The organism is Janthinobacterium sp. FW305-129 (genome assembly GCF_020858115.1).
In the GTDB taxonomy this organism is placed as follows: domain Bacteria; phylum Pseudomonadota; class Gammaproteobacteria; order Burkholderiales; family Burkholderiaceae_D; genus Janthinobacterium.
Genome location: NZ_JACYMM010000004.1, coordinates 455,621 through 478,326 on the forward strand (window position 1 = coordinate 455,621; position 22,706 = coordinate 478,326).

A 22,706-nucleotide genomic window follows, 5' to 3' on the forward strand; every position below is an offset into this window, starting at 1 on the left:
ACCGTGGAGGAGGACAGCATGCCGCAGAAAATCGAGCGGGAAGTCAACGATGACAGCCTGGAAGCGGAGCTGGAGCGCGAACGGCGCGACCATGCGCTGATCGACGAGGAAAAGCTGGGCGTGGACGAGCTGGAAGAAGAACATTTGAAGCGGGAGCGCCAGCCGGGCGCGCCGGCAGGGCGCTAGAGTCAAGGCGACGTTATCATCGCTGGCATCGCGCCGCGCTGCCCGGTACAATTTCGCTTTGTCATTCTCCCCCAACCCCGGAGGCCCATGAAATATCGCGCATTATTCCAGTTCATCCTCGGCCTGACAGGCGCCGTCCTGGCAGCCTCGCATGCCCAGTCCGCCACCATCTGCACCGCCATGGCCGACGCCAGAACGGGCGCCGTCTTGTTGCAAGAGGGTAATTGCCTCGATCGTGTCACCCCCGCCTCCACGTTCAAGATCGCGCTCAGCCTGATGGGCTATGACGCCGGTTTCCTCAAGGACGAGCACAAGCCCAGCTTGCCATTTCGCCAGGGCTATGTGGACTGGGGCGGCGAAGCGTGGCGCCAGGATACCGACCCGTCGCGCTGGATGCAGTACTCGGTGGTCTGGTATTCGCAGCAGATCACACAGGCGCTGGGCGCCGAGCGCTTCCAGAAATACGCCAAGGCTTTGCGCTATGGCAATGCGGATGTATCGGGCGACCCGGGCAAGGACAATAGTCTGGAACGCTCGTGGATCAGCTCTTCGCTGAAGATATCTCCGCTGGAACAGCTGGGCTTCTTGCGCAAGCTGGTCAACGATCAGTTGCCAGTCAGTAAACAGGCGATGGAACAGACGCGGCGCCTGACGCGTCTGGCCGATGTGGACGGCTGGCAAGTGCATGGCAAGACGGGCGCGGCCTTCCCGCGCAAGGCCGACGGCAGCTTCGACGAAGCGCACGGCTACGGCTGGTTCGTGGGCTGGGCCAGCAAGGGCGAGCGCAGCATCGTCTTCGCGCGCCTGGTGCAGGACGAGCAAAAGGGGGCACAATCGGCCGGATTGCGCACGCGCGAGGCCATGCTGAAGGAATTGCCGGCCCTGCTGGAGCAGGCGCAGAAGTGACGGCCAGCATCGTCGCCGCCACCTTCATCGCGACCGAGGGCGACTACCTGGAAGCCGTCATCGAGGTGGACGGCCAGCGCCTGCACGTGATGGACGAGTTCGGCGGTGCCCAGATGGCCGCCGGCACGCAATTCCAGGCCGAACTGTGGCCCATGGCCAGCGAAATCGACGATTGGGACGCCATCTTCGACGCCAATCCCGGCCGGGAAAAGCGCCTGCTGCGCCTAGATGGCTGGCGCTACCTGGCGCTCGGCGTCGTCACCCAGGTCGACCCCGTCGTCTGCGACTGCGGCCTGCTGCAGGTCGAAGACGCTTTCCATACGCGCGACGAACGCTGCGTGGGCGCGTATGTGGGCGTCACGCTGGCGCGCCTGGATGCTTGCTTGGCGTAAATTCCGGCCCGCTTTGTTGCCCGCCCTATATACTTGCTGAAACGGATCATCCGGCATCAGACAAGGTTATAAGCATGGCATCAGGCATGGAGCAGTTTCAGGAAAAAGCACGGCAAGCGTTCATGCGGGCGCGCGCGCAGGCGGTGCGCGTGGCGGGAGTGGCATGGGTCAAGGCGGTGGCGCTGTACCGGCGCGGCCATGCGCACTTGATGACCTTGCCACCCGTGCGGCGCGCGCTGGTGCTGGCCTTGTGGTCGTTCCTGGCCCTGCTGGCGCTGGTGATCCTGTACATGCTGTTGCTGATCCCCCTGACGCCGAGCATCCACGACTTGCGCCAGGCGCGCGCGGCCGCGCCCAGCACCATGGTCAGCGCGGACGGCAAGGAACTGGCGCGTTTCGACCAGGGCTTGCAGGAGCGCGTTACGCTGCAGCAGATTTCACCGAACGTGATCAGCGCCCTGATTGCGACGGAAGACCACCGTTTCTACCAGCACCACGGCGTCGATTTCACGCGCACGGCGGGCGCCATCCTGCATACGGCAGGGGGCAACCCGCAGGGCGGCTCCACCATCACGCAGCAGCTGGCGCGCAATATGTTCCTCGAGGAAATCGGCCGCTCGCGCAACCTGAACCGCAAGCTGAAGGAACTCATCACGGCCCTGAAGATCGAAGCGACCTACAGCAAGACGGAAATCCTCGAAGCCTACCTGAACACGGTTCCCTTCCTGTACAACACCTACGGCATCGAAATGGCGGCCCGCACCTACTTCGACAAGCCCGCCGCGCGGCTCGATATCCTGGAAAGCGCCACCCTGGTCGGCATGCTCAAGGGCACGAATTACTACAATCCCGTCGGCAATCCCGAACGTTCCTTGCAGCGGCGCAATGTGGTGCTGGGGCAAATGCGCAAACATGAGGTCATCGACGAGGCGCGCTACAAGCAGCTGATCAAGCGTCCGCTGCGCCTGCATTTCGAGCGCCAGAGCGAGCGGGCGCAGTCGGACAGCCATTTCACGGCGTATGTGCGCAAGTGGCTGATCGACTGGGCCGACGAAAACGACTACAACCTGGAACTCGACGCCCTGGTGGTGCACACCACGCTCGACTACGATTTGCAGCAGGCGGCCGAGCGCGCCGTCGAGCGCCAGGCGAATGCCTTGCAGGCGATTGCCGACGTGGAGTGGAGCCGCGCGGGCGTGCCGTCATCGACCTCGACGGGCATGTACGCGGGCATGCAGGCTGGCAGCGTGGCCTTCGATTATTTCTGGAAATCGCATCCGGCCCTGCTCGACGCCTTCGTGCGCGAGTCCGCCGACTACCGCAAGCTGACGGCGGCCGGCGGCACGCCGGAAGCGGCGCTGGCCCAGCTGAAGGGCGACCGCGCCTTCATGGCGGCCCTGCGCAAGTCGAAGACGCGGCTGGAAGCGGGCTTTGCGGCCATGGACCCGGCCACGGGCGCCGTGCGCGCCTGGGTGGGCAGCCGCGACTTTGCGCGCGAACAATTCGATCACGTCTCGCAGGCGGCGCGCCAGCCCGGTTCCACCTTCAAGCCCATCGTGTATGGCGCGGCGCTGGAAAAGGGCCTCAGCCCCGACCACGTCTACCGCGATGAAGTCATGGATATCAAGGCGGCCGACGGCACCAAATGGCGCCCGACGGACATGAGCGGCACGACGGGCCGCGACATGACCATGCGCGACGGTCTCGTCTACTCGAAAAACACGATCACGGCGCAAGTGATGCAGGACGTGGGCTTGCCGCCGATCATCAAGCTGGCGCGCGCGCTCGGTATCCGCGACAGCAAGCTGGAAAAAGTGCCGTCGCTGGCGCTGGGCACCAGCCCCGTCACCTTGCTGGAAATGGTCAACGCCTACGCCAGCATCGCGGCCCAGGGCGAAGCCCGTCTGCCGTTCGTCGTCACGCACATCACGGACCGCGAAGGCAAGGTCATCGCCCGCTTCGGCGAAGACAAGCCCAAGCGCGCCATGCAGGCCGAATCGGCCGCCACCCTGACGGACATGATGCGCGGCGTGATCGACCGCGGCACGGGCACGGCCATCCGCAGCCGCTTCGGCATCCGGTCCGACGTGGCCGGCAAGAGCGGCACCACGCAAAACAATGCGGACGGCTGGTTTATTTTGATGCACCCGGAACTCGTCGGCGGCGCCTGGGTGGGTTTCAACGACGCACGCGTCACCATGCGCAGCAATTACTGGGGCCAGGGCGGCCACAACGCCGTGCTGGTGGTGGGCGACTTCTTCAAGACGGCGCTCGACACGGGCAAGCTGTCGCGCGACGCCATCTTCCCCGGCGGCAAGCCACCACCGCCGCTGCGCCATGTGGAACCCGTCGAGGAACCGCAGGACGAACCGGTGGAAGAGCCGGGCGACTTGCTGCAGGAAGGCGCGCCGCCGGCGCCGCTGGCCGTGCCGGCCGAAGAGGGCGGGCAGGAAGCGCATGGCAAGGCGGTGCCGGAACCGGTGCCCGCGCCTGCTCCTATGCCGCAGCCGGTGCCTCAAGGCTGACGGGAGGAGTTGATTCGCGAGTTAGCAGCGCTGCCTGATTGACGTTAGTCCCAAAATGGGACTAAAATCAATCCATGCGTATCCTGGCCAAGCCAACGCTGATTGCTTTCTATGAGCAGGTCACGTACGCGGATTCGAAGGGACCGCTGTTGTCGTGGTATGGTCATGTGCTCAGGGCGTCGTGGTCCGGCCCCGCAGCGCTGAAGTCGGACTTTGCCACGGCAGGCATATTGAAAGAGGGGCGGGTGGTGTTCAATATTGGCGGTAATAAATACCGGCTCGTTGCATCGATCAACTATTCATATGGCATCTTGTACATCAAATTTGTCGGCACGCACCGGCAATATGACGCCATCAACGCACAGACTGTTTAATGCAAGATGATGCACATCAAACCTATCCGTACGGAAGATGATTACCGCGCCGCGTTGCTGGAAGTCGAGTCCTTGATGTCGGCCCGGCTCGGCACCCCCGAAGGTGACCGTCTGGATGTGCTCGCCACGCTCGTGGATGCCTATGAGACGCGCCACTTTGTCATGGAATTTCCTGACCCAGTCGACGCCATCAAATTCAGCATGGAGCAGAAGTCGCTGTCGCCGAAGGATCTTGAGCCGATGATAGGGCGCTTGAACCGCGTTTACGAAATTCTCAATGGTACGCGCCAGCTGACCTTGCCGATGATCCGCCGCCTGCATGAGGAACTGGGCATTCCGGCCGAGGTACTGATACGGCCTGCGGCAGCCCAGGCATAGTTGCCCGGCCTGCCTTTACACCGTATTGCGCCGCAACCCCGCTTCCCGCACGAACACCTGCAGCGCCGGCATGGTCTGCTGGTGCAGCGCTTCCAGTTCCGTGCGCAACGTGGGTGTGATGGCCAGGTTGCCGTTCGCCTGCTGGCGCACGGGCAGGCCCAGCGCTTGCGCCATTTCCACTGGGTAATTCGTGAAGTCGCCATACGGGCGCTTGCCGTCGACGGACGGCGTGGGCCAATAGCCTTCGGCCAAATAGTCTTCCGCCTCCATGCCCAGCATGTCCAGCGGCATCCACGATTGCTGCCGTAGCAGCGTCAGATGCCGCGCAGTCAGGGTGAACGGCGCCTTGCCGTTGGCATAGCTGCCCGGTTTCAGGTCGGCCATGTGCACGAAATGGGGCAGCAGCAGCGCCGCTTCCATCAGCCGTTGCGCGGCCAGCGCCGCATCCTGGCTGGCGATCGCTTGCATGGCCAGTTTCAGGGTATCTCCCTTGCCCAGCGGGTAAGCCGGATTGAGCATGGGTGCGCCATTTTCCACAGGCGACCAGCCGATATTGAAACGCCGTATCAGCGCCAGATGCTGCACATTGAGCACGGTGGGCAGCGGTGCGTCGAGGGTGGCCACGATGCGCTGGCGCACGGCGCGTGGCAGGCCGTTGTCGGCCGCGCGCGCCAGCACGGGCGAGCACAGCAGGGCGCCGGCCAGGCGCAGCAGCTGGCGCCGCATGGGCAGGATCAGGCACGCCATCACGGTGCCGTCAAGTCCTGGCGCTGGAATTCGATGCGGTTTTCCTGATACTGCCACTTGGCGTAGGGCCCGAACACGCGCCGGTTTTCCTTGCTGTCGGCATTCGATTGCTCGCGCTTCATGCGCCGCACGAGGGCGGTATCGACCAGCGGTTCGGTCGTCGTGCCGAACACTTCGTGCCGCACGCTTTGCTTGGCGTCGGCGCCGCGCGAAATGATGGTGAGCTTGCGCGTGGCGGGATCGAAGTACAGGCGCATGGCAAACGTGTTCATGTCCTGCAGGTACAGCCCATCGTCGCGCTGCTGGGCATAGAAATAGTCGCCGCAGACGGCCTTCGGCTCGCGTTTCCACTCGCAGGACAGGACGATCAGCAGATGCCGCTCATCGAGTTGCCTGACCGAGATGCGTCCCTTGGAATAGCCCCAGTTGCTGGGCGGTACGGTCTTCGACGAGAGCAGATTGTATTCGCCCACCAGCTTGGTCAGGGGAAGGGGCGCTTGGGCGAAGGCGCCGGCGCAGAGTGTCAAGGCGGCTGCCGCTGCGGCGCCGCGTATCGCGGAAAGTGTCGTCATGATGGCCATAAAGAAAAGTTGCCACATTATAGATGGCAACTTGCCAAGATGGCCGCGCGCTTGCGCAGCGCGCCGCTTGTTACTTGAGCTTGCTCAGTTCCGCGATGTCGATCTTTGTTACCTTGTCGCCCACGGCGGCGACCAGGGTCTTGAAGTGGGGCGTCGCTTCATGCGCCGTGTGGCCTGCCTTGTCCATCCATTCTTCCAGCATGATGAAGCGCGTGGGAATCTTGTTGTCGAGGTGCAACTCGTAGCGCAGGCAGGCGCTTTCCGCGCGGCTCGGCGGCACGACGGCTTCCAGGGCGGCGCGCACGGCGTCGATATGTTGGGCTTGGGCATCGATGGTGGCGACGATGATCAGGGTCATGCTGGTCCTTGTAGAGTGGGGGGGCGATGCAGCTTAGCGCAGTTTCCCCATTCTTGCCCGCCATGCCCAGCCTGGCTGCGCCGAAACAGTTTCCGCCGCAGCCAGATAATCAAGCTGAAGCTACGCCGCCTGCAGCGCGCCGATCTGCTCGAAGGCCGCCGTCATGGCCTGCGCCCTGGCGGCGTCGCTGACCTTGACGCCTTCGGCGCGCACGATCTCGATCTGCTGGATGCCGAGGAAGCCGAGGAAGGCGCGCAGATGGCTTTCCTGGTGTTCCAGGGCGGCCATCGGTGTGTCGGCGCCGTAGTAGCCGCCGCGCGTCGAGGCGATGATCACGCGCTTGGCTCCCAGCAAGCCTTCGGGGCCATTGGCGCCGTACTGAAACGTCTTGCCGGGCACGGCCAGCGCATCGAGCCACGATTTGAGCTGGCTGGGGATGGCGAAGTTGTACATGGGCGCGCCGATGACGATGACATCGGCGGCCAGCACTTGTTCCAGCGCGGCGGCAAGGATTTCTCCCTCGGCGGCGCCGGGGGCGGCCGTAAATTGCGGCAAGGGCTGGGCGGCCAGGTCGCGGTAGTGGACGGTGGCGCCGGGCGCGGCCGTTTGCAGGCGGGCGGTGATGGCGGCGGTCAGCTGGCGGCTGACGGAATGTTCGCCAAGGACGCTGGAATCGATGTGCAGGATGTTCATGGTTGCCTTCTTGGGTGGTATGATCGGGTGGTATGTTTTTGTAACCGGGTTAAATATAGTGACTATCAAATGAACGCACAAGAAGGCACTTTTTCCACACTGGGGCACACGGATGTGACTATGGGCGAGGTGGCCGCGCGCGGGGCCGAGCTGGAAAAGCGCATGCGCGACCATGGCGGCCATGCGGGTGTGGCGGACTCGTGCCGCCCGATCACGGACATCCTGACCCGCGTGGGCGACAAATGGAGCGTGATGGTGGTGATGTTGCTGGGCAATGGCACCAAGCGCTTCAACGAGATGCGCCGCCTGATCGGCGGCATCTCGCAGCGCATGCTGACTTTGACCCTGCGCGGCCTCGAGCGCGACGGTCTCGTCACGCGCACCGTGTTTCCCACCGTGCCGCCGCGCGTCGATTACGCCTTGACGGACCTGGGCCGCTCGCTGTTGATCCCCATCAGCGCGCTGGGTGCCTGGGCCTACGGCCACCGCGACGCCATCGATGCGGCGCGGCTGGCGTTCGATGCCAGGGCTGAGACTCCGCCGCCAGGCAATTAAGCAAACTCACGCCGATCCGAACAGCTGCGCCATGGTCTGGCGCAGCCAGCGGTTCGACGCATCCTGGTGGTAGCGCTCGTGCCAGTGCTGCTTGACTGAAAAGCTGGGCAGCTGCACGGGCAGGGGCAGGATGCGGAACGCTTCGTGGTCCTGCATCTGCAGCGCGTAGCGGTACGGTACGGTCACGATGTATTCAGTTTCGGCGACGATGCGCGATACGCCCAGGAAGCTTGGCAGTTTCAGCACGATGCGCCGCTGCACGCCGGCCGCCGCCAGCACTTTTTCCACGATGGAGTGGCCCGTGCCCGAGCTTTTCACCTCGATATGCCCCTCCGCCAGGAACGCTTCCACAGTAATCGTGTCGCGGATGCGCGGGTGGCCGCTGGCCACCAGGCAGACGAAATGCTGGTCGAACAGTTTCTGCTGATAGAACCCCGATTCCAGGTGCGGCATGAAGCCCACGGCCAGGTCCACTTCGCCGCCTTCCAGCCGTGCCGGCGTGTCGGTGGCGATCTTCGACACGTCCAGCGTGATGCCGGGTCCCGTCTGCTGCAGGTGGTTGAGCAGGGTGGGCAGCAGCACGATTTCGCTGATGTCCGTCATGCAGATGGCAAATTCGCGCGTGCTGGCGGCCGGGTCGAACACGGGCTGGTCGGCCAGCGCATGCTGCCAGGCGGCAATTGCCGCGCGCACATCCTGCACGGCGTTTTGCGCGCGCGGCGTCGGCTCCATGCCTTTCGAGGTGCGCGCGAACAGGCGGTCGCCGAAATGCGTGCGTAATTTCCCCAGGCCGATGCTCACGGTCGACTGGGGCAAGCCCAGGTTTTCCGCCGCGCGCGTCACGTTGCGGCTTTTATAGATCTCGTCAAAGATGAACAGCAGTTCGATATCGAAGCGCGACATAAGAGGATTCCACCATTATTTAAAAACGTGATTGTTGCTATTGTATTCCATCGCTTTACCAAATATTGACCTGTCGGCACACTGCTTGTCATACCAAGAGCACAGCAAACGTGCTGCGCGCAAGCACACAGATCAATTGGAGGAGAGAAATGGAAACTAACCACAAGCCGTCCGTGCTGATCGTCGGCGGCGGCATCGGCGGCATGGCCGCCGCCCTGTCCCTGTCGCGCCTGGGGCTGGCCGTCACCGTGCTGGAACAGGCATCGACTCTGGGCGAGATCGGCGCCGGCATCCAGCTGGCGCCCAACGCCTTCGCCGCGCTCGACGCGCTGGGCGTGGGCGAGCGCACGCGCGCCAAGGCGGTCTTTACGGAACGCCTGGTGATGATGGACGCCGTCGACGCGACCGAGGTAGGCACCTTTGTCGTCGACGCGGCCTTCCGCGCACGCTTCAGCAATCCCTACGCCGTCATCCACCGGGCCGACATCCACGGCGCCATCCTCGACGCGGTGCGCACCTCGCCCCTGATCACGTTTGTCACATCGTCGCAGGTGACGGACGTGGCGGAAGACGCCGACGGCGTCACCGTCACGGACGCGGCGGGGCGCAGCTTCCGCGCCGATGTGCTGATCGGCTGCGATGGCGTCAAATCCGTCATCCGCGAGCGCATCGTGGGCGACCAGGTGCGCGTTTCCGGCCACGTGGTGTACCGCGCCGTCGTGCCGGCCGCCGACATGCCGGCCGACCTGCGCTGGAACGCGCCCGTCGTCTGGGCCGGGCCGAACTGCCACCTCGTGCACTACCCGCTGCGCAATGGCGAGCAATACAACCTGGTGGTGACTTTCCACAGCCGCGAGCAGGAAGCGTGGAGCGTCACGGACGGCAGCAAGGAAGAAGTGCTGTCCTACTTCGACGGCATCCATGCGCAGCCGCGCCAGCTGCTGCACAAGCCGACCAGTTGGAAACGCTGGAGCACGGCCGACCGCGACCCCGTCGCCAACTGGAGCACCAGGCGCATGACCTTGCTGGGCGATTCGGCCCACCCGATGCTGCAATACCTGGCGCAGGGCGCCTGCATGGCGCTGGAAGATGCCGTGACCCTGGGCGAAGCCGTGCGCGCCTGCGACTTCGACATGGCCGCCGCCTTTGCGCTGTATCAAACCTCGCGCATCGCCCGCACGGCGCGCGTGGTGCTGTCGGCGCGCGAAATGGGCCGTTTGTACCACGCCAAAGGCGTCGAACGCCTGGTGCGCAACGACTTGTGGCGCGGCCGCACGCCGGCGCAATTCTATGAAGCGCTGGCCTGGCTGTATGGCTGGACGGCGCAAACCTGCCTGGCCACCACCGAGAAGGAGGCAGCATGACTTCCCACCAAACGCCTGAACGCGAGGCTTTATATGAGGCCCTGAGCGGCATGCATCTGTCGCCCCTGTGGCAATCCTTGCACACGCTGGTGCCGCCGCAGCCGACGGCGCCGTATGCGGCGGCCCTGTGGCGCTATGCCGATATCGCGCCGCAGCTGGCGCGCGCCGGCGAAGTGATCACGGCCCACGAAGCCGTGCGCAGGGTTCTCGTGCTGGAAAACCCCGCCTTGCCGGGCCGCTCGTCGATCACGCAATCGCTGTACGCGGGCCTGCAGCTGATTCTGCCCGGCGAAGTGGCGCCGTCGCACCGCCACAGCCAGTCCGCGCTGCGTTTCGTCGTGAGCGGGCAGGGCGCCTACACGACGGTGGCGGGCGAGCGCACCACCATGCGCCCGGGCGACTTCATCATCACGCCGTCGTGGACCTGGCATGACCATGGCAATGTGGGTATCGATGGCGTCTGCGAGCCTGTCGTCTGGCTCGATGGCCTCGATATTCCCATGCTGCGCTATTTCGATTCCGGTTTCGCGGAAAACGATACGCAGGACAGCCAGACGGTCAGCCGTCCGGAAGGCCAGAGCTTCGCCCGCTACGGCTACAACATGGCGCCCGTAAAACCCCTGCACGCGGGCGCCACCTCGCCCATCTTCAATTACCCGTATGCCCGCTCGCGCGAAGCGCTGGCGCTGCTGTCGCGCACGGACGCCATCGACGACTGGCACGGCTACAAGCTGCGCTACACGAATCCGCTGACGGGCGGCTCGCCCATGCCGACCATGGCCACCTTCATGCAGCTGCTGCCCAAAGGTTTCAAGGGCAAGCGGGCGCGCAGCACGGACGGCACCGTCTACAGCGTCGTCGAGGGGCAAGGCACGGTGACGATAGGCGGGCAGGTGTTTGATTTCGCCCCGCGCGACACCTTCGTCGTGCCGTCGTGGGCTCTTGTCTCCTTCGACTGCCCGCAGGAAGACGTCGTGCTGTTCAGTTTTTCCGACCGCCCCGTGCAGCAAGCGATGGGCGTGCTGCGCGAGCAGTTTTTGACCGATTGATTTTTTCACAGGACTTCACCATGACCAACTTCATCTTCGCCCCCCAAGCCATCGCCGGCCTGCCCATCGTCGGCAGCGACAGCCAGTTCCCCTTGCGCCGCATCTACTGCGTGGGCCGCAACTACGCCGCCCATGCGCGCGAAATGGGTTTTGACCCCGACCGCGAACCGCCATTCTTCTTTTGCAAGCCGAATGACGACAAGTCCGTCGTCCCCGTCTTCCCCGGCGTAACGGCCACGGTGCCGTATCCGGCGCAGACGTCGAATTACCACCATGAGATCGAGCTGGTGGTCGCCATCGGCAAGGGCGGCAGCAATATCGCCCTGGAAGACGCGGCTTCGCACATCTTCGGCTATGGCGTGGGCCTGGACATGACGCGGCGCGACCTGCAGATGCGCATGCGCGAGCAGGGCCGCCCCTGGGAAATCGGCAAGGCCTTCGATTACTCGGCGCCCATCGGCGCGCTCACGCCGATTGCGGCGTCCGGCGAGATCACCACGGGCGCCATCGTGCTGGAAGTCGACGGAAAAATCGTGCAGACGAGCGACCTGGCGCACCTGATCTGGTCCGTCAATGAAGTCATCGCCAACCTGTCGACCCTGTTCGAGCTGCAGCCGGGCGACATCATCATGACGGGCACGCCAGAAGGCGTGGGCGCCGTCACCGCCGGCCAGACCATGGAGGCGCGCATAGACGGTTTGACGCCGATCAAGGTCGCCGTGCAGTAAACATACCGGGGCCAGCGCGGCACAGACCGCGCAGCCCAAGCGAACAACAATAACGGAGACAAGACCATGACTACCCACGCCGGCACCGACGTCCAGCACTTCCTCGACAGCCACCCGTTTTCCCGCTACCAGAAGCTGATCCTCTGGCTATGCTTCCTCATCGTCGCCATCGACGGCTTCGACACGGCCTCGATCGGCTTCATCGCGCCCGCCATCCGCGCCGAATGGGGCTTGACGCCCGCCGCGCTGGCGCCCCTGTTCGGCGCGGGCCTGTTTGGGCTGATGGCCGGCTCGTTTTTGTTCGGCCCCCTGGCGGACCGCTACGGCCGCCGCCCCGTGCTGATCGTCTCCGTCGCGTTTTTCGGCGCGGCCAGCCTGCTGTCGGCCTGGTCGACGGATCTGACGATGCTGCTGGTGCTGCGCTTTTTGACGGGGCTGGGCCTGGGCGGCGCCATGCCCACTTCCGTGACCATGACGTCCGAATACTGCCCGCAGCAGCGCCGTTCCGGCCTGGTCACCATGATGTTCTGCGGCTTTACCATCGGTTCGGCGCTGGGCGGCCTGGCTTCGGCGCAGCTGCTGCACCTGATCGGCTGGCGCGGCGTGCTGGTATTGGGCGGCGCCTTGCCGCTGCTGCTGGTGCCCGTGCTGATGCTGGCGCTGCCCGAATCCTTGCGCTGGCTGGTGCTGAAAGGCCCCGACGGCAGCCAGACCATCGTGCGCCGCATCGCGCCCACCGTGGCCGCCTTGCCGCATTTGGTGGTCAGCGACAAGAAGCTGGCCGGCTCGCCCATGGCCGAACTGTTCCGCCCCGGCGTCATCGGCGGCACCCTGCTGCTGTGGTCCACGTTTTTCATGAGTTTATTGATCATCTATCTGCTGTCGAGCTGGATGCCGACTTTGCTGAATGGCAATGGCTTGTCGCTGTCGAATGCCTCGCTGGTGACGATGATGTTCCAGGTGGGCGGCACGGTCGGCGCCATCATGCTGGGCCGCTGGATGGACCGCTATAGCCCGCATAAAGTGCTGAGCATCGCCTACCTGGCGGCCGCCGGCTGCATCGTCGTCGTGGCCCTGTCGGGCAGCAGCCTGGCCCTGCTGGTGCTGGCCGTCTTCGGCGTCGGCTTTGGCGTGAGCGGCTCGCAAGTGGGCGCCAATGCGCTGGCCGCCGCGTTTTACCCCACGTCGAGCCGCGCCACGGGCGTCAGCTGGGCCGCTGCCGTGGGCCGCAGCGGGTCCGTGCTCGGTTCCATGGCCGGCGGCCTGATGCTGACCCTGAAACTCGATAACGAAACCATCTTCTTTTTGCTGGCCATTCCGGCCGTGCTGGCGTCCCTGGCCTTGCTGGCCATGGGACGTTTGATGCGCGCCCGGACTGCGGCCGGCGCCGTTCCCGCCCCCCTGAAAGAGAGCACCATATGAAATTGCATGGCTATTACCGCAGCTCCGCGTCCTACCGCGTGCGCATCGCGCTGAACCTGAAACAGCTGCACCCCGACACGGCCTATGTGCACCTGAGCCGCAATGGCGGCGAGCAGTTCACGCCAGCGTTTTCCAGCCTGAACCCGCAGCACCTGCTGCCCGTGCTGGAGGATGGCGGCGCCGTGCTGACGCAATCGCTGGCCATCATTGAATACCTGGACGAGACGCAGGCGGGGCAAAAGCTGCTGCCCACCGATGCCCTGGGCCGCGCCCGCGTGCGCCAGCTGGCCATGGTGTGCGCCTGCGACATCCATCCGCTCAACAACCTGCGCGTCCTGAATTACCTGACGGGGCCCCTGGCCCTGTCGCCGGAGCAGAAGAACGCGTGGTACCAGCACTGGACCCATCTGGGACTGGCCGCGCTGGAAGCGGAGCTGGCGCACAGCCCGCACACGGGCCGCTTCTGCCATGGCGACACGCCGACCCTGGCCGATTGCTGCCTGGTGCCGCAGGTGTACAACGCGCGGCGCTTCCAGTGCGACCTGACGCCGTATCCCACGATCCTGGGCATCGTCGCGCACTGCGAGGCGTTGCCGGCGTTCCAGCAGGCGCACCCGGACAAGCAGCCAGACGCCGAATAACAAACCATAAAAAACGGAGACAAGCATGAGAAAAATCAACGCCATCACCATGGCGCTGCTGGGCGCGTGCGCCTGCGGCACCGCATCCGCGCAAAGCGGCGTCACCCTGTACGGAGTGCTCGATAGCTCCGTGGCTTACACGAGCAATGTCAATGCGGCCGGCGACAGCCAGGTGAAAATGCCGACACTGACGGGTTCACTGCCGTCGCGCTTCGGCGTCAAGGGCGTGGAAGACCTGGGCGGCGGCTTGCAGGCGATCTTTGCGCTGGAATCGGGCTTCGGCGTCGACACGGGCATCGCGGGGCAGGGCGGGAGACTGTTTGGCCGCCAGTCGTGGGTGGGCCTGAAGGGGCGCTATGGCAGCCTGATGCTGGGGCGGCAAATGAATATGTCGTTTTGGGCCACGCAAAAGTCCGACATCATGGGTCCGGCCCTGTTTTCCATCAGCAGCCTCGATCTGTACCTGCCCAACGCCCGCAGCGACAACGCCATCGGCTACCTGGGCACGTTCTCGAACGTGACGGTGGGCGCCACCTACAGCCTGGGGCGCGACGCTTCGGCGGCGGGCGGGCCTGCCGCCACGGGCTGCGCGGGCGAAGTGGCGGGCAATGCGAAGGCTTGCCGCCAGATCACCGCCTTGCTCGGCTACGACACGGGCCGCTATGGCGCCACGGCCTCGTACGACATCATGTACGGCAACGCGGGCGCGGCCAACGGCCTCACATCGAGCCGCCACTTCGACCGCCGCGTGATCGCCAGCGCCTATGCCATGCTTGATCAGCTGAAAATCGGCGGCGGCGTGATCGACCGCAGCATCCGCGCCGCCACGGGGCCAGTCGATTCGCAACTGCTGTATGTGGGCGCCGCGTATCCGCTGGCCCCCGCGCTGGTGCTCGACGGGCAGCTCGCCAGACTGGCCATCAAGGACAGTGCGAACGATGCCACCCTGGCCACCGCGCGCCTGACGTATCACCTGTCCAAACGCACGGCCATCTACGCCGCCATCGGCCGCATGGACAACGACGGCGCGGCCGCCGTGGCGCTGGACGCGGGCGGCACCGTGGGCGCGGGGCGCACGCAGAACGGCGTGATGGCGGGGATGCGCCACTTCTTCTGAGCGCTGTCCCGGCTTTACCGCGCCGCCAGGGCCGCGGGCGCGGGCGCCTGCCAGCCGCCGCCCAGTGCCTTGTAGGTGGCGACGGCCGCGCGTGCGGCGCCCGTTTGCGCCTGGGCGCGCGCATCCTCGGCCTGCAACAGCCGGGCGTCGGCCTGCAGCACATCGTGGCGGCTGGCCGCGCCCTTGTGGAAGGCCGCCAGCGCCGAGGCGCGCGCGTGCTCCAGCGCAGCGACGCCCTGCGCCAGCAGACCTGCCTGCTGTTCGTATCCGAGCAGTGCCGAACAGGCATTCTCCACGTCTTCCGTGGCATGCAGCACGGCCAGCCGGTAGGCCGCCAGCAGTTCGGCTTCCTGGCCACGCGAAGCCTCGATCTGCGCATCGATGCGGCCGAAATCGAACAGGCGCCAGCGCATGCCGAGTACGCCCGCGGCCTGGCCGGAGCCGCTGGCAAACAGGGCGCCGCCGGCCGTGGCGCTGCCAAATAGGGCGCCAAAATTGAATTTCGGGTAGTACTCGGCAACGGCCGCGCCGGTGCGTGCGCTCGCCGCGGCCAGGCGCCGCTCGGCTACGAGCAGGTCGGGCCGGCGCCGCAGCAGGTCGCCCGGCGCACCGCCGGCCGTGATGCGCGGCGCGGCCGCGATGTTGCCGTTGGCGGGCAGTTCGTGGCCATGGGTGCCGGGCGCCGCGCCCAGCATCACGTCGAGCGCATGCAGCGCCACCTCGCGCGCCGTTTCCAGGCCGGGAACGACGGCGCGCGCCTGCGCCAGCGATGCTTCGGCCTGCCGCAGCGCCGGCTCGTTTGCCAATCCCTTGTCATATAACAGCGTGGTGAGTTCCAGCCGCGCCGCGCCGGTGTCGACCTGCCGGCGCGCCAGGTCGAGCCGCACCTGCAGGCCCTGGATGGACAGGTAAAGGTCCGCCGTTTGCGCCGCCACGGCCAGCCGCGTTGCGGCCCAGCCAGCGTCGCTGGCCTCGTAATCGGCGCGCGCCGCTTCACGTTCGCGGCGCAGGCCGCCGAACAGGTCGAGTTCCCACGACGCCTGCAGGTTCAATTCGCGCGCGCTGCCGGCGCGCTGATAGCCTGGCGTGGCGTTCAGGACCTGGCCCAGCGGCGTTTGCACCGACTGGTAGGCACGTGCCGCCTGGCCGCCAATGCTGGCCGACGGCAGCAGCGCGGCGTCGGCCGCATCCGTGGCGGCGCGCGCCTGCCTGACCCTGGCCTGCGCCTGCTCCAGGTCGAGGTTTTGCGCCAGCGCCACCGTTACCACATGGGTCAGGCGCGGATCGCCGAAGGCCGTCCACCACTGCCGCAGTTCGGCAGCGTCAGCAGTGTTGGCACCCTCGCGCGCGCCGAGCGCCGCCTGGTGCAGATACTGCGCCGCTTGCGGCAGTTCGGGCCGGCGGTAGTCCAGGCCAGCAGTGCAGCCGGTGGCGGCCAGGCCGGCGGCGATCAGCAGAAAGGGGAGGCGCAGGCGTGGCAATGGCATGGTGGTCTTCCAGTTCAAAAGAGAATAATGAGTGACTATAATACATATTGGTCACTTATTGTGCATTCCGTCGCGGCGCGTTAAGCTGTCGCCATGAATTCCACCACACCCGATACACCAAGCCCGGCACGCGGCCCCGCCGGCCACGACGTGCGCGACCAGATCGTTGCCGCCGCCACCGATTACTTCAGCCGCTACGGCTATGAAAAGACGACTGTCTCCGACCTGGCCAGGGCGATCGGCTTTTCCAAGGCCTATATCTATAAATTCTTCGAGTCCAAGCAAGCCATCGGCGAGCATATCTGCGCCAGCTGCCTGCGCCAGATCGAAACCGAGGTAAGAAGCGCGGTGGCGGCGGCCGGCCAGCCGCCGGAGCAGCTGCGGCGCATGTTCCGGGCCAGCGTCGAAGCCAGCTTGCGGCTGTTTTTCCAGGACCGCAAGCTGTACGACATCGCCGCCTCGGCCGCCACCGGGCGCTGGCCTGCCGTGCAAGCCTACGAGCTGGCGATGGGCGCCCTGCTGCAGGATATCTTGCAGCAGGGGCGCAAGACGGGCGACTTCGAGCGCAAGACGCCGCTCGACGAAACGGCCAGCGCGATCTACCTGGTGATGCGCCCCTACGTCAATCCCTTGCTGCTGCAACACAGCGTCGACAGCAGCGAAACGGCGGTGCTGCAACTGTCCAGCCTGGTGTTGCGCAGCCTGTCGCCATAGCTTCGCATTAATTTGTGACTGTTGACTTATTTGGTCACTGGTACCAGAATGAGAATCCTGATCACTCATTCATGGGATTCTTATGCGCTGGCGCCGCCTCGCTTCATCTGTAGTCATCTCCACCTTGCCCCTGGCCATGAGTGCCTGCGCCGACAAGGCGCAGGCCGATCCGCGCACGGCCGTACCGCTGGTGCGGGCCGTCCCGGTGCAGGGCGCCGAAGCGGGCACGCGCAGCTTCACGGGCGTGGTCGCGCCGCGCGTGCAAAGCGATCTTGGTTTTCGCGTGGCCGGCAAGGTGCGCGAACGGCTGGTCGACGCCGGTCAGGCCGTGCGCCGTGGCCAGCCATTGATGCGCCTCGACGCCGACGACCTGCAGTTGCTGGCGCAGGCGCGGCAGGAGTCCGTCATGGCCGACCGCGCCCGCGCGCGCCAGGCGGCGGACGAGGAAGCGCGCTACCGCGACTTGCGCGGCACCGGCGCCATCTCGGCATCGAACTACGACCAGGTAAAGGCGGCGGCTGACGCGGCCGGCGCCCAATTGAAGGCGTCCGAAGCCCTGGCCGGGGTGGCGCGCAATGCGCTGCAGTACGCGCTGCTGCTGGCCGACGCCGACGGTGTCGTGATGGACACCCTGGCCGAACCGGGCCAGGTGGTCGCGGCCGGGCAGGTGGTGGTGCGCCTGGCCCATGACGGCCGGCGCGAAGCGGCGATCCAGCTGCCGGAAACCGTGCGTCCCGCGCTCGGCTCCACGGGCCAGGCCATCCTGTTCGGCAGGCCCGGCGCCAGCGTGCCGGCGACCTTGCGCCAGCTGGCGCAGACGGCGGACCGGCAAACGCGTACTTTCGAGGCGCGCTATGTGCTCGACGCGGCGCTCTCAAACGCACCGCTGGGCGCCACCGTCACCCTGCGCCTGCCCGGCGCGCATGCCGCCAGCGGCACCGTGCAAGTGCCGCTGGCGGCCCTGCACGATGCGGGCAAGGGGCCAGGCGTGTGGGTGATCGCCGGTGCGCCGGCGCAAGTGGCCTGGCGGCCGGTGAAGGTGCACGGGTTGCACGATGACCGCGCCGACGTCAGCGGCCTGAAGGCGGGCGAACGCATCGTCGCGCTGGGCGCCCATCTGCTGCACCAGGGGGAGCGGGTCAGGGTCGAACCGGTGCCAGCGGCCGCCGGCGCGGGAGCGCATCCATGAGCGCGGCGGGCTTCAACCTGTCGGCGCTGGCCGTGCGCGAGCGTTCCGTCACCCTGTTCCTGATCTGCCTCATTTCGCTGGCCGGCCTGCTGTCGTTCTTCAAGCTGGGGCGCGCGGAAGACCCGGCCTTCACGGTCAAGGTGATGACCATCGTCACCGCCTGGCCTGGCGCCAGCGCGCGCGAAATGCAGGACCAGGTAGCCGACAAGATCGAAAAGCGCCTGCAGGAGCTGCGCTGGTACGAACGGGCCGAGACCTACACCACGCCCGGCCTGGCGTTTACCACCCTGACCCTGCTCGACGGCACGCCGCCCGGGCAGGTGCAGGCCGAGTTCTACCAGGCGCGCAAGAAGGCCGGTGACGAGGCGGCCAATCTGCCGGCCGGCGTGATCGGCCCCATGATCGATGACGAATACGCGGACGTCACCTTTGCCCTATATGCGCTGAAAGCCAAAGGCGAGCCGCAGCGCCTGCTGGTGCGCGAGGCGGAAACCTTGCGCCAGCGGCTGCTGCACGTGCCGGGCGTCAAAAAGGTCAATATCATCGGCGAGCAGGCCGAGCGCATCTACGTGGAGTTGTCGCAGGAACGTCTGGCTACCCTGGGCGTGCGGGCGCAGGACGTGTTCGCGGCGCTGCACGGCCAGAATGTCCTCACGCCGGCCGGCTCGGTCGAAACACGGGGGCCGCAAGTGACCATCCGCCTCGACGGCGCGCTTGACGCGCTGCAAAAGATCCGCGATACGCCGGTGGTGGTGCAGGGGCGCACCTTGGCCCTGTCCGATATCGCCACCGTACGCCGTGGCCAGGTAGACCCGGCCAGCTTCATGGTGCGCAACGGCGGCGAGCCGGCGCTGTTGCTGGGTGTGGTCATGCGCGACGGCTGGAACGGGCTGGATCTGGGCAAGGCGCTGGATGGGGAAGTGACGGCCATCGGTGCCGCCATGCCGCTGGGCATGAGCCTGGCCAAGGTCACCGACCAGTCCGTCAATATCAGCGCGGCCGTCGACGAATTCATGCTCAAGTTCCTCGCCGCGCTGCTGGTGGTGATGCTGGTGTGCTTTATCAGCATGGGCTGGCGCGTCGGCATCGTGGTGGCCGCCGCCGTGCCGCTGACCCTGGCCGTCGTGTTCATCGTGATGGCCGCGACGGGCAAGAACTTCGACCGCATCACCCTCGGTTCCCTGATCCTGGGCCTCGGCCTGCTGGTGGACGACGCCATCATCGCCATCGAAATGATGGTCGTGAAAATGGAGGAGGGCTACAGCCGCATCGCCGCCTCCGCCTATGCCTGGAGCCATACGGCCGCACCGATGCTGGCGGGTACCCTGGTGACGGCCGTCGGCTTCATGCCCAACGGCTTTGCCCGCTCCAGCGCCGGCGAATACACGAGCAATATGTTCTGGATCGTCGGCATCGCGCTGATCGCTTCATGGGTGGTGGCGGTCGTGTTTACGCCCTACCTGGGCGTCAAGCTGCTGCCCGAGCTGAAAAAAGTCGCCGGCGGCCATGACGCGCTGTACGGCACGCCGCGCTACCACCGCTTTCGCCGCTTGCTGGGGCGCGTGATCGCCCGCAAATGGCTGGTGTTCTGCACCGTGATCGGCCTGTTCGTGCTGGCCGTGCTGGGCATGGCCGTCGTCAAGAAGCAGTTCTTCCCCATCTCCGACCGTCCTGAAGTGCTGATCGAAGTGCAGCTGCCTTACGGCAGCGCGATCGGGCAGACCAGCGGCGCGGCGGCGAAAGTGGAAGCCTGGCTGGCTCGCCAGCCCGAGGCGAAGATCGTAACGGCCTATGTGGGCCAGGGCGCGCCGCGCTTTTATCTGGCGATGGGGCCGGAATTGCCCGATCCTTCGTTTGCCAAGATCGTCGTGCGCACCGACAGCCAGCAGGCGCGCGACAGTCTCAAGCAGCGCTTGCGCGTGGCCGTTGCCGCCGGCCTGGCGCCGGAGGCGCGCGTGCGCGTCACGCAACTGGTGTTCGGCCCGTATTCGCCGTTTCCCGTCGCCTACCGGGTCAGCGGCCCCGATCCCGAGGTGTTGCGCGGCATCGCCGGCGAGGTGCGGCGCGTGATGCAGGCCAGCCCGATTATGCGTACCGTCAATACCGACTGGGGCACGCGCACGCCCACCCTGCATTTCAGCCTGCAGCAGGAGCGCTTGCAGGCGATGGGACTGACGTCGGCCGCGGTGGCGCAGCAGCTGCAGTTCCTGCTCAGCGGCGTGCCCGTCACCGCCGTGCGCGAAGATATCCGCACGGTGCAGGTGGTGGCGCGCGCGGCCGGCGACGTGCGGCTGGATCCGGCGCGTATTGCCGATCTGACCCTGGCCGGTGCCAACGGCGAACGCATCGCGCTGTCGCAGGTGGGCAGCGTCGAGGTGCGCTGGGAAGAACCCGTGATGCGCCGGCGCGACCGCCAGCCGACGATCACCGTGCGCGGCGACATCGCCGACGGCATGCAGCCGCCCGACGTCTCGGGTGCCATCACGGCGCAGCTGCGGCCCATCATTGACAAGCTGCCAGCGAGCTACCGCATCGAGCAGGCCGGCTCCATCGAGGAATCGGCCAAGGCAACGCAAGCCATGCTGCCATTGTTCCCCATCATGCTGGCGCTGACCTTGCTGATGATCATCCTGCAGGTGCGCTCGATCTCGGCGATGGTGATGGTGTTCCTGACCAGCCCATTGGGCCTGATCGGCGTCGTGCCCACCTTGCTGCTGTTCCAGCAGCCGTTCGGCATCAATGCGCTGGTCGGCCTGATCGCGCTGTCGGGCATTTTGATGCGCAATACCCTGATCCTGATCGGCCAGATCCACCAGAACGAGGCGGCCGGCCTGGCGCCGTTCGACGCCGTGGTCGAAGCGACCGTGCAGCGCGCGCGTCCCGTGATCCTCACTGCGCTGGCGGCCATCCTGGCCTTCATTCCGCTGACCCATTCGGTCTTCTGGGGCACCTTGGCTTACACCCTGATCGGCGGCACGTTTGCCGGCACGGTGCTGACCCTGGTGTTCTTGCCGGCCATGTATGCGATCTGGTTCCGGATACGGCCGCAGGCTGTATAGCTTGAATAGCGGGCCGGAGACGCGGGCCTGAGAAAATGCCGATGGCGGCGTTGCGGCTTCCTTGCCGTACTGGCGTACTGTCTGCGTCGCCGCGCCTTGCCCTCGGCATTTTTCAGGTCCGCTTGGCCCGGGGAGCCTGTCTTTCTGACTTGGGCCGTTTCGTGGCTTGCTTGTTTTTTGTTTTTTGTTTCTTGTTGCTTGTCTCTTTCTCTAGGCTCCGGCGGCATCCTGCCGGTAGCGCGCCGGCGGCAGCGCGAACTGGGTCTTGAAGAAGCGGGTGAACGCGCTTTGCGAGGAAAAGCCCAGGCGCTCGCCGATTTCCACCACGCTCAGGCTCGTTTCGCGCAGCAAACGGCGCGATTCGCGGCTTTTCGCGCGCAGTTCCAGTGCGCGGAACGAGGTCTGCTCCTGCTGCAGCTGGCGCTGCAAGGTCCAGCGGTTCATCGCCAGGCCGTCGCACAGGGCCGGCAGCAGCGCGGCGCCGTCGGCGTCCCCGGCGCCTTGCCGGCCCAGCAAATCGATGATCGCCTGCTCCACGCGGGCCGAAAACAGCTGCGCCCCCTGCAGCTGCTGCAATTGTCCCTGTGCGTGCCGCAGCGCGTGCGGCGCCAGCATGGCGTTGAACTGGGCGAAGGGCCGGTCCAGCGCTGGCGCGTTGAAGGTCAGGGTATTGCGCGCCTGGCCGAAAGTGGCGGCGGCGCCGAAGCACTCGGCAATGGCTGGCGCGAACCACGGCGCCTTGCCCTGGAAGCCGGCATGGAAAGCCGTGGCGGCGCCATCGTCGTAGGCGCGCGCCACCAGCGACAGCATGCGGAAATTGGCCAGCGCCTGCATGGCGCCCCCCAGCGGGCAAAACTCGGACAGGTATTCGATCTCGATGCGCGTCCCATTCTCACTCATCAGCATGAAGTCGAATTCGCCGATCAGGCCCCGCAAGTGCAGCAGCTCGTGCAGCGCGCTGCGCAGGGTGGGGCGGTTGAAGCAGACGTGGGCGATGCCCGAGTAATGCGCGAACCAGTGCGTCACGTCCAGGTCGAGCAAGCCGCGGTGCTGCGGCAGTTGCTGGGCGTAGGCCGTCATGCGGCGGTGCCGCTCGGCGTTGATGCGGCCGCCCGGCTCCTCCAGCTGCGCCGGCGTGATGCCCGTCTGGCGGAAAAAGTCGGCGGGGGCGTGGCCGTCGGCCTGCATGGCGCGCGCGCATTGCTGCGCAATGCGGTTCGAAACCGTGCGCGTGTCGGGTTTGTGCAAGGCTGTCTCCTGCTTATTCTGCTTATTCTGCTTGTTGTAGTAATTTTTCACAAATATTAGCACTTTGTAGGAAATTGTTGGTTATCGTGG

At 65.9% G+C, this 22,706-nt stretch carries 23 protein-coding genes; 16 read left to right on the forward strand and 7 right to left on the reverse strand.

Annotation, left to right across the window (positions count from 1 at the left end; genetic code table 11):
• Positions 1-18 precede the first annotated feature (18 nt).
• From IGS61_RS10945 to IGS61_RS10970, 6 genes are all read left to right on the forward strand, one after another.
• Positions 19-186 (forward strand): hypothetical protein, encoded by a 168-nt coding sequence (locus IGS61_RS10945; RefSeq protein ID WP_230539607.1) that lies wholly within the window; start codon positions 19-21, stop codon positions 184-186.
• 87 nt (positions 187-273) lie between these two features.
• Complete coding sequence (gene blaOXA, locus IGS61_RS10950) at positions 274-1,092, forward strand: class D beta-lactamase (RefSeq protein ID WP_230539608.1); 819 nt, start codon at positions 274-276, stop codon at positions 1,090-1,092.
• Positions 1,089-1,484 carry a hypothetical protein gene (locus tag IGS61_RS10955; protein ID WP_230539609.1) on the forward strand — a complete coding sequence of 132 codons (396 nt, stop codon included), beginning with the start codon at positions 1,089-1,091 and terminating at the stop codon, positions 1,482-1,484. The genes blaOXA and IGS61_RS10955 overlap by 4 nt, the downstream gene beginning before the upstream one ends.
• Before the next feature lie 74 nt (positions 1,485-1,558).
• Complete coding sequence (locus IGS61_RS10960; protein ID WP_230539610.1) at positions 1,559-4,009, forward strand: penicillin-binding protein 1A; 2,451 nt, start codon at positions 1,559-1,561, stop codon at positions 4,007-4,009.
• 74 nt (positions 4,010-4,083) lie between these two features.
• Positions 4,084-4,383 carry a type II toxin-antitoxin system HigB family toxin gene (locus IGS61_RS10965; protein ID WP_230539611.1) on the forward strand — a complete coding sequence of 100 codons (300 nt, stop codon included), beginning with the start codon at positions 4,084-4,086 and terminating at the stop codon, positions 4,381-4,383.
• 9 nt (positions 4,384-4,392) lie between these two features.
• On the forward strand, positions 4,393-4,761 hold the full coding sequence (locus IGS61_RS10970) for a helix-turn-helix domain-containing protein (protein WP_230539645.1): 369 nt from the start codon (positions 4,393-4,395) through the stop codon (positions 4,759-4,761).
• A 15-nt stretch (positions 4,762-4,776) separates the two neighbouring features.
• Here IGS61_RS10970 and IGS61_RS10975 read toward each other — a convergent pair whose 3' ends face one another.
• The 4 genes from IGS61_RS10975 to IGS61_RS10990 all read right to left on the reverse strand — a co-directional run bounded on the left by IGS61_RS10975 (position 4,777) and on the right by IGS61_RS10990 (position 7,140).
• A complete protein-coding gene (locus IGS61_RS10975) occupies positions 4,777-5,508 on the reverse strand; it encodes a hypothetical protein (protein WP_230539612.1) in 732 nt (243 codons plus the stop codon).
• On the reverse strand, positions 5,508-6,080 hold the full coding sequence (locus IGS61_RS10980; protein WP_230539613.1) for a hypothetical protein: 573 nt from the start codon (positions 6,078-6,080) through the stop codon (positions 5,508-5,510). Before IGS61_RS10980 ends, IGS61_RS10975 begins: the two co-directional genes overlap by 1 nt.
• 79 nt (positions 6,081-6,159) lie before the next feature.
• Positions 6,160-6,447, reverse strand: coding sequence for a putative quinol monooxygenase (locus tag IGS61_RS10985; RefSeq protein ID WP_230539614.1), 288 nt, complete (start codon positions 6,445-6,447; stop codon positions 6,160-6,162).
• Between the two features lie 120 nt (positions 6,448-6,567).
• On the reverse strand, positions 6,568-7,140 hold the full coding sequence (locus tag IGS61_RS10990) for an FMN-dependent NADH-azoreductase (protein ID WP_230539615.1): 573 nt from the start codon (positions 7,138-7,140) through the stop codon (positions 6,568-6,570).
• A gap of 162 nt (positions 7,141-7,302) precedes the next feature.
• On the opposite strand from IGS61_RS10990, the gene IGS61_RS10995 reads away from it, so the two are divergent.
• Positions 7,303-7,695, forward strand: coding sequence for a winged helix-turn-helix transcriptional regulator (locus IGS61_RS10995; RefSeq protein ID WP_230539646.1), 393 nt, complete (start codon positions 7,303-7,305; stop codon positions 7,693-7,695).
• Positions 7,696-7,701: 6 nt separating this feature from the next.
• Here the strand turns inward: IGS61_RS10995 and IGS61_RS11000 are convergent, their stop codons facing one another.
• A complete protein-coding gene (locus IGS61_RS11000) occupies positions 7,702-8,598 on the reverse strand; it encodes a LysR family transcriptional regulator (RefSeq protein ID WP_230539616.1) in 897 nt (298 codons plus the stop codon).
• A gap of 149 nt (positions 8,599-8,747) precedes the next feature.
• Between IGS61_RS11000 and IGS61_RS11005 the strand changes: the two genes are divergently transcribed.
• The 6 genes from IGS61_RS11005 to IGS61_RS11030 all read left to right on the forward strand — a co-directional run bounded on the left by IGS61_RS11005 (position 8,748) and on the right by IGS61_RS11030 (position 14,919).
• A complete protein-coding gene (locus tag IGS61_RS11005) occupies positions 8,748-9,962 on the forward strand; it encodes a 3-hydroxybenzoate 6-monooxygenase (RefSeq protein ID WP_230539617.1) in 1,215 nt (404 codons plus the stop codon).
• Complete coding sequence (gene gtdA, locus IGS61_RS11010) at positions 9,959-11,011, forward strand: gentisate 1,2-dioxygenase (RefSeq protein ID WP_230539618.1); 1,053 nt, start codon at positions 9,959-9,961, stop codon at positions 11,009-11,011. The genes IGS61_RS11005 and gtdA overlap by 4 nt, the downstream gene beginning before the upstream one ends.
• 20 nt (positions 11,012-11,031) lie before the next feature.
• Positions 11,032-11,739 (forward strand): fumarylacetoacetate hydrolase family protein, encoded by a 708-nt coding sequence (locus IGS61_RS11015; RefSeq protein WP_230539619.1) that lies wholly within the window; start codon positions 11,032-11,034, stop codon positions 11,737-11,739.
• Positions 11,740-11,805: 66 nt separating this feature from the next.
• Positions 11,806-13,161, forward strand: a complete 1,356-nt coding sequence (locus IGS61_RS11020; RefSeq protein WP_230539620.1) for an MFS transporter — start codon at positions 11,806-11,808, stop codon at positions 13,159-13,161.
• Positions 13,158-13,802 (forward strand): maleylacetoacetate isomerase, encoded by a 645-nt coding sequence (maiA, locus tag IGS61_RS11025; protein ID WP_230539621.1) that lies wholly within the window; start codon positions 13,158-13,160, stop codon positions 13,800-13,802. The genes IGS61_RS11020 and maiA overlap by 4 nt, the downstream gene beginning before the upstream one ends.
• Positions 13,803-13,827: 25 nt before the next feature.
• Entirely contained in the window at positions 13,828-14,919 is a 1,092-nt protein-coding gene (locus tag IGS61_RS11030; protein ID WP_230539622.1) for a porin, read from the forward strand.
• A gap of 14 nt (positions 14,920-14,933) precedes the next feature.
• Here IGS61_RS11030 and IGS61_RS11035 read toward each other — a convergent pair whose 3' ends face one another.
• Entirely contained in the window at positions 14,934-16,406 is a 1,473-nt protein-coding gene (locus IGS61_RS11035; RefSeq protein ID WP_230539623.1) for an efflux transporter outer membrane subunit, read from the reverse strand.
• Between the two features lie 93 nt (positions 16,407-16,499).
• On the opposite strand from IGS61_RS11035, the gene IGS61_RS11040 reads away from it, so the two are divergent.
• The 3 genes from IGS61_RS11040 (at position 16,500) to IGS61_RS11050 (ending at position 21,368) form a co-directional block, all read left to right on the forward strand.
• Positions 16,500-17,120 (forward strand): TetR/AcrR family transcriptional regulator, encoded by a 621-nt coding sequence (locus IGS61_RS11040; RefSeq protein WP_230539624.1) that lies wholly within the window; start codon positions 16,500-16,502, stop codon positions 17,118-17,120.
• Between the two features lie 82 nt (positions 17,121-17,202).
• On the forward strand, positions 17,203-18,309 hold the full coding sequence (locus tag IGS61_RS11045; RefSeq protein ID WP_230539625.1) for an efflux RND transporter periplasmic adaptor subunit: 1,107 nt from the start codon (positions 17,203-17,205) through the stop codon (positions 18,307-18,309).
• Complete coding sequence (locus IGS61_RS11050; protein WP_230539626.1) at positions 18,306-21,368, forward strand: efflux RND transporter permease subunit; 3,063 nt, start codon at positions 18,306-18,308, stop codon at positions 21,366-21,368. Before IGS61_RS11045 ends, IGS61_RS11050 begins: the two co-directional genes overlap by 4 nt.
• Before the next feature lie 210 nt (positions 21,369-21,578).
• Here IGS61_RS11050 and IGS61_RS11055 read toward each other — a convergent pair whose 3' ends face one another.
• Positions 21,579-22,616, reverse strand: a complete 1,038-nt coding sequence (locus IGS61_RS11055; RefSeq protein ID WP_230539627.1) for a helix-turn-helix transcriptional regulator — start codon at positions 22,614-22,616, stop codon at positions 21,579-21,581.
• Between the last annotated feature and the right edge of the window lie 90 nt (positions 22,617-22,706).

Excerpts from the sequence above, each read along its gene's own strand:
- blaOXA (WP_230539608.1), top strand. The coding sequence starts at position 274 with ATGAAATATCGCGCATTATTCCAGTTCATCCTCGGCCTGACAGGCGCC.
- IGS61_RS11015 (WP_230539619.1), top strand. The coding sequence starts at position 11,032 with ATGACCAACTTCATCTTCGCCCCCCAAGCCATCGCCGGCCTGCCCATC.
- IGS61_RS10945 (WP_230539607.1), top strand. The coding sequence starts at position 19 with ATGCCGCAGAAAATCGAGCGGGAAGTCAACGATGACAGCCTGGAAGCG.
- IGS61_RS10985 (WP_230539614.1), bottom strand. The coding sequence starts at position 6,447 with ATGACCCTGATCATCGTCGCCACCATCGATGCCCAAGCCCAACATATC.
- IGS61_RS10975 (WP_230539612.1), bottom strand. The coding sequence starts at position 5,508 with ATGGCGTGCCTGATCCTGCCCATGCGGCGCCAGCTGCTGCGCCTGGCC.
- gtdA (WP_230539618.1), top strand. The coding sequence starts at position 9,959 with ATGACTTCCCACCAAACGCCTGAACGCGAGGCTTTATATGAGGCCCTG.
- IGS61_RS10980 (WP_230539613.1), bottom strand. The coding sequence starts at position 6,080 with ATGACGACACTTTCCGCGATACGCGGCGCCGCAGCGGCAGCCGCCTTG.
- IGS61_RS10995 (WP_230539646.1), top strand. The coding sequence starts at position 7,303 with ATGCGCGACCATGGCGGCCATGCGGGTGTGGCGGACTCGTGCCGCCCG.
- IGS61_RS11000 (WP_230539616.1), bottom strand. The coding sequence starts at position 8,598 with ATGTCGCGCTTCGATATCGAACTGCTGTTCATCTTTGACGAGATCTAT.
- IGS61_RS10965 (WP_230539611.1), top strand. The coding sequence starts at position 4,084 with ATGCGTATCCTGGCCAAGCCAACGCTGATTGCTTTCTATGAGCAGGTC.
- maiA (WP_230539621.1), top strand. The coding sequence starts at position 13,158 with ATGAAATTGCATGGCTATTACCGCAGCTCCGCGTCCTACCGCGTGCGC.
- IGS61_RS10990 (WP_230539615.1), bottom strand. The coding sequence starts at position 7,140 with ATGAACATCCTGCACATCGATTCCAGCGTCCTTGGCGAACATTCCGTC.
- IGS61_RS11035 (WP_230539623.1), bottom strand. The coding sequence starts at position 16,406 with ATGCCATTGCCACGCCTGCGCCTCCCCTTTCTGCTGATCGCCGCCGGC.
- IGS61_RS10970 (WP_230539645.1), top strand. The coding sequence starts at position 4,393 with ATGCACATCAAACCTATCCGTACGGAAGATGATTACCGCGCCGCGTTG.
- IGS61_RS11020 (WP_230539620.1), top strand. The coding sequence starts at position 11,806 with ATGACTACCCACGCCGGCACCGACGTCCAGCACTTCCTCGACAGCCAC.
- IGS61_RS11005 (WP_230539617.1), top strand. The coding sequence starts at position 8,748 with ATGGAAACTAACCACAAGCCGTCCGTGCTGATCGTCGGCGGCGGCATC.
- IGS61_RS11040 (WP_230539624.1), top strand. The coding sequence starts at position 16,500 with ATGAATTCCACCACACCCGATACACCAAGCCCGGCACGCGGCCCCGCC.
- IGS61_RS11030 (WP_230539622.1), top strand. The coding sequence starts at position 13,828 with ATGAGAAAAATCAACGCCATCACCATGGCGCTGCTGGGCGCGTGCGCC.
- IGS61_RS11050 (WP_230539626.1), top strand. The coding sequence starts at position 18,306 with ATGAGCGCGGCGGGCTTCAACCTGTCGGCGCTGGCCGTGCGCGAGCGT.
- IGS61_RS10960 (WP_230539610.1), top strand. The coding sequence starts at position 1,559 with ATGGCATCAGGCATGGAGCAGTTTCAGGAAAAAGCACGGCAAGCGTTC.
- IGS61_RS11045 (WP_230539625.1), top strand. The coding sequence starts at position 17,203 with ATGCGCTGGCGCCGCCTCGCTTCATCTGTAGTCATCTCCACCTTGCCC.